Raw genomic sequence first — 4,805 nt, 5'->3', positions numbered from 1 at the left:
CCATGGCTTCTTATGTCCTTGCCGTATATTTTCCCTACAATCACCGCTGTATTAAGGCTGCCTAACAGGTAGCCCAAAGCTACGGCCACAATAAGCTTTAAGATATCAATCATGACTCTTCTCCCTTGAAATTATTTATTACGATTTATCTTCTTCAACGATCGCACCCGTTAGTGGAATATCAAAATCTACCCGACATATTGAAGAATTAACTGATATAATGCTATGGAAAGTCCTAAAATACTCGCTTTCATTTTAGATGGATGATTTCTTTTGCTGCGAAACAAGTAAAAGAAAACCACTATAAATCCCAAGGGAATCCATAGCTGAAAGACACCATCTGTTGTACTGCGAGAAAAAATTGGAGTAATGAAAGTGCTAATCAAAAAGTAAAAGAAAACCGTAAAACGTCTTGTTTCTAATTGCTTGCTCCACCTTACTAAGAAGAAAATAATAATTATTGCGATAATCGTAATGTGTAATGGGGGTAGAACAATAGCAGCGTCCCCAAATTTGAATTCCATTCTGCATTGCCCTCCTTTTTTTTAGTGCATCACCACTTATGGTTCGCATGAAGACATATCTTCCTCCGTAAATATCATTTTACCTTATTCCTACTTAACAAACCTGCCCGTTAGCGCAACGCGGCTGCCGATCCATGCCAGCAGCCGCGTCTAAGGTATTTATTAAGCTATAGTGTCCCGTTAGCTTAATCATTTTTATTAAACTAGATCATACAGGTTATCGGTAGATTGCTCATGATAACCTCTCTATGCTTTGCCCAAGTATTATCTGGTTCAAAAATGTCTTTGCCTGTGCAATAGAAAACATATTAGTCGCTACGAACTCTATTTAATAACTTAAAATCTGTTGTATCACTTTTCAGAGGTGCTATCTCAATTACAAAATAACTATTTGGCTAAATAAAGAATCATGAGTATTGCCATTCCTCTTTTGTCATAGAATATCTTACACTATCCTCTAAATTTTTGCTGTATTTTCGTAGTGTGCCTTCATAAGTAAAGCCACATTTTTCAATAACACGTTTGGACTGTGCATTAGATAGATAATGGCAAACCCCTACAATCACCAATTCTAGTTCACTAAAGGCGTAGTCTAACACGCATTTGACTGCTTCAGTAGCATATCCTTTATTGTGAAAATCATCCGATATAATAAACTCCAGTTCTTTATACCCCTTGTGTCTGTTCGAATCAAAAAGTTCAATCACACCGATTGGCTTATTATTCTCTTTTAAGACAATAGCCCAAGACTCTTGTCGTTCAATAGCTGAACGAATATATGTAAAGCTTTCATCAATATTCTCATGAACTCTCCAGCCTGCTTTCATTACATTAGCACTTTGAGCAAATGCAAATATATCAGCTGAATCACTTTCTTGCCATTCTCGAAGAATTAATCGTTTAGTTTCAAGTATTTTCATAACTACGCCTCCTTTAAACATGAGTCATCTGTTGTTGTAGCTTCAAGCATAGTTCTATCTATAACAATTTCAAACCTCTGCATTACCATCACTTGTGATAAGGTTCACCTTGATTGATCTTTAACAATCCTGCCCGTTAGCGTAACACGGCTACCGATCCATGTCGGCAGCCATGTCTTAGTTATTTGTTAAGCTATAGTGTCCCGTTAGTTCAATCCCGAGGGACAAATGCCACGATGCGGGAATGCGGTGTTAGCTGATGCACCACACTTCTTTGATTAAACCCTCACAAATCTTTAATTTGAATGTATGAATCAAATTCACTTTCAGGATCTTCGTCCTTAAATCTTCCATCATAGACTTCAAAACATACAATGTCATGTTGTTCATAATTATTTGAGGCTAGCCAGCTGATAAGAATTTGAAATGTTTCACCAATCTTACTTATTGGCCCTTTATGGGTCATTCCAATATACTGGCCAGCTGGTATAACATAAGAAAACATACCTTCTGGAATTTCTATCAATTGTTCAACTTCTACCCCATGTAAATACCCGTGTTCATTTCTCTTAATTACTCCAAGAGTTTCAAGAGTATTCTTACGACTACGAATTTCTTGAATTCTGGAAAATAAAGCAGGCCAAACATCTCCAGGGTTTATAGGATTACCTATGTTTCCAACTCCAATTACTTTCTTCTCTTGAAATTCATAAACCTCAGGTTTCATGTAATACCTCCGTCTTTTTTGGTTTTATAAGTTTCGTGGTGTTTCAGCTAACGTTTGTGTATTCGCGAACCCTCACTGGCTTAAGTGAGCGAAAGCGAGCGGGTCCGACGGACTTAGCCAGTGCAGGGTTGTCTGCTGACTCAGCTACTCCGAAAATACTTTTGCAGACCAAGCGGCGATAGCCGAGCAGCGTGAATACTTTGTTAGGCGATGCCATTTGCCTTTGATTATTCTATATTATAAATTAATTCATCAATTTTACCTGGTATTTCTGCTGTTCCATTTGATTTATTACTCATGACATGTGCTCTAATACTACTCTTGACATATATTGAAGAGACCATCATTGCACCTGGTTCACCACCCATAACATAATACTTAAATATTTCGTCACCAATAATAGTCATCCAAACGCCGTAACCATAATTTTGAAAATTATCTGTTTCGACTTGTGGCGACAACATTCTTAAGGTTGTTTCCTCATTTAATAATTTATGACCTATAAGTCCTGACCAGAAGTTATTTAAATCATAATTTGTAGTATATGCCCCTCCATCCGCTCCACCGATGATAGGCACTGAATATATATTCGTTCTCCATTCTTTACTTTTTTGATCCTCAATGTATCCTATTGCTGTTCGATTAGGTAACTGATCCATTCGGAAGTATCCAGAATCTCTCATATCACACACATCTAAAATATTTCTTTGGATATATGTTATAAAATTCATACCACTTATTTGCTCAACAATTAGGCCAAGCAGAATAAATCCAGCATTACAGTATGAGAATCGTTCACCAGGTTGAAACTTCATTTCTTTTTCTTGAAACAAGGGCAAAAAGTCTTTAGAAGCAAGCACCCGATACATCGGATAATTCTCCCATAATTTTTCATAATCCGTCATGAATTCTTCATCAAAATAGTCAGGTATACCCGAAGTGTGGGTGAGTAAATGATGGATTGTAATATCACTACTGAATGTTGAAAATGAAATATCTATGCACTCTTTAATTAATGTGTCAAAAGTAATAAGTCCTCGTTCCACAAGTTGGCATATCGCTACTGCTGTAAATATTTTAGAACCTGAAGCCACCGTGAATCTAGTGTCCATTGTATTTTTAATTAGCTCTCTTCGATCTGCATAATCGTAGCTAGATTTAAAAAGATCATTTCCTTCTCTCTTTATTAATATTGAACCTGAGAATTTTGAGATTTCTGTTTCAATATCTAGTAATTTTTCTAATTCTTTTGAAATTATCATTTGAAGTTTCCTTTCAATTTTTAAAGGTGGTTTCGCCTAACGTCTTATTCACGAACTTCGTAAACAATTCCATATGTAGGGTATTCGCGAAACTTTTGAACTATCCTGCCCGTTACTTCAACAAAGCAAAAAGGAGCTGCCTTCAAGCAAGCTCCCCAACTCTCGTGTCCAGTTAGCTTAACCTAGTACTTTTACTTCACCCCAATCCCCTGTGGTAATTACATTTTTCTAAAGCGCAATATAACCGCAGGAGGAAGCTCGTACCAATCAAATTGTTGTTTATTCGCATTTTCATCTTTTTGGAAACAAGGCTCTTCCCATCCATCAAGTACAAAATTTGAATTAATAAACAAGTTCATATAATACGATAAAGGTCTGTGGAATATTAAATGAGGAATAGGTTGACCTCTTATTCCTATCGTTTGACACGATTCGGGAGTTAAATATTTTGAAATTTGAATACTATTCCTAGTAACGATCTCTCCATTAATATCTTCCGTTTCGTGTATTTTCCTAGTGTTAGGTGTCTGAAAACAAGGGTGAGGGATAGAAAATACAAATGCGCCATTTTTCTTTAACATGTATTCAAGTGCTTTCACTAAACAGGTTATATCTGCAATATCCATTAAAGCCATATTAGCTACGGCACCATCATATCTTTCTGTTCCAAGTTCAGTAAGCGAATCAACATTAGTAGCATCAATCACTTGATAGTCAATACTATTCAAGTAATCCTTAGACCTTGATTTGGCTCGTTCAATCATTTTTGAGCTATAATCAAAAGCAACCACCTTTGCACCTAAGTCAGCTAATCTTCGTGAAAAATTCCCGTTACCACATGCAATATCAAGTATGGTTTGGCCTTCATTTACAGCTAATAATTCTTCCGTCTTTGGTCTAATAATTTCCCGATGGAAACGATTACTGTGTTCACCTAAGTAATCATCCCAAAATTCCGCAATCTCTTCCCATCTTGATTTAGAATCGTCCGTTAACTCACTCCATTGGCTCAAAAAATACCACATCCCCTTTCACACTATTAGTACAAAGAGTTCTTATATAACAATACCACATATTGGAATTATCGAACCTTAACGATTGACCAAATTAATATCATAGCATTACGCATAACTGGCCGTTAGCGAAACAAAAGGCTACCACTTGGTAGCCCTTATGTATTGAACTATCGTTCCTCGTTAGTTCAATGATCCGTACTTCTACTTATGATACGGTTCACCGTAATGTATCTAAACACAAAGTACAGTTTGACCACAAAATATACATCAATATATAAAGACAAGACCACTCCTGACAATGGAGTGGTTTCTTTGGATAGAACTTCTCTTTTATTGAATTATCGTACCCTTTATCA

5 protein-coding genes are annotated in these 4,805 nt (G+C 36.4%); all 5 read right to left on the bottom strand.

Annotation, left to right across the window (positions count from 1 at the left end):
• Nucleotides 1–188: 188 nt before the first annotated feature.
• On the bottom strand, nt 189–524 hold the full coding sequence (locus tag ACFQZR_RS05860; RefSeq protein ID WP_379343715.1) for a hypothetical protein: 336 nt from the start codon (nt 522–524) through the stop codon (nt 189–191).
• 407 nt (nt 525–931) lie between these two features.
• The gene (locus tag ACFQZR_RS05855; RefSeq protein ID WP_379343713.1) at nt 932–1,444 is read right to left on the bottom strand and encodes a GNAT family N-acetyltransferase; all 513 of its coding nucleotides are present in this window, start codon (nt 1,442–1,444) and stop codon (nt 932–934) included.
• A 286-nt stretch (nt 1,445–1,730) separates the two neighbouring features.
• Nucleotides 1,731–2,171 carry a GyrI-like domain-containing protein gene (locus ACFQZR_RS05850; protein WP_018757716.1) on the bottom strand — a complete coding sequence of 147 codons (441 nt, stop codon included), beginning with the start codon at nt 2,169–2,171 and terminating at the stop codon, nt 1,731–1,733.
• Nucleotides 2,172–2,398: 227 nt separating this feature from the next.
• Nucleotides 2,399–3,433 (bottom strand): serine hydrolase domain-containing protein, encoded by a 1,035-nt coding sequence (locus ACFQZR_RS05845; RefSeq protein ID WP_018757715.1) that lies wholly within the window; start codon nt 3,431–3,433, stop codon nt 2,399–2,401.
• 218 nt (nt 3,434–3,651) lie between these two features.
• Nucleotides 3,652–4,446, bottom strand: a complete 795-nt coding sequence (locus ACFQZR_RS05840; RefSeq protein WP_379343710.1) for a class I SAM-dependent methyltransferase — start codon at nt 4,444–4,446, stop codon at nt 3,652–3,654.
• Nucleotides 4,447–4,805: the final 359 nt, after the last annotated feature.

The sequence above is a fragment of the Paenibacillus sp. GCM10027629 genome (genome assembly GCF_042676425.1).
Classification (GTDB): Bacteria; Bacillota; Bacilli; order Paenibacillales; family Paenibacillaceae; genus Paenibacillus_K; species Paenibacillus_K terrigena.
This window is presented reverse-complemented; position numbering and strand designations above follow the sequence as displayed.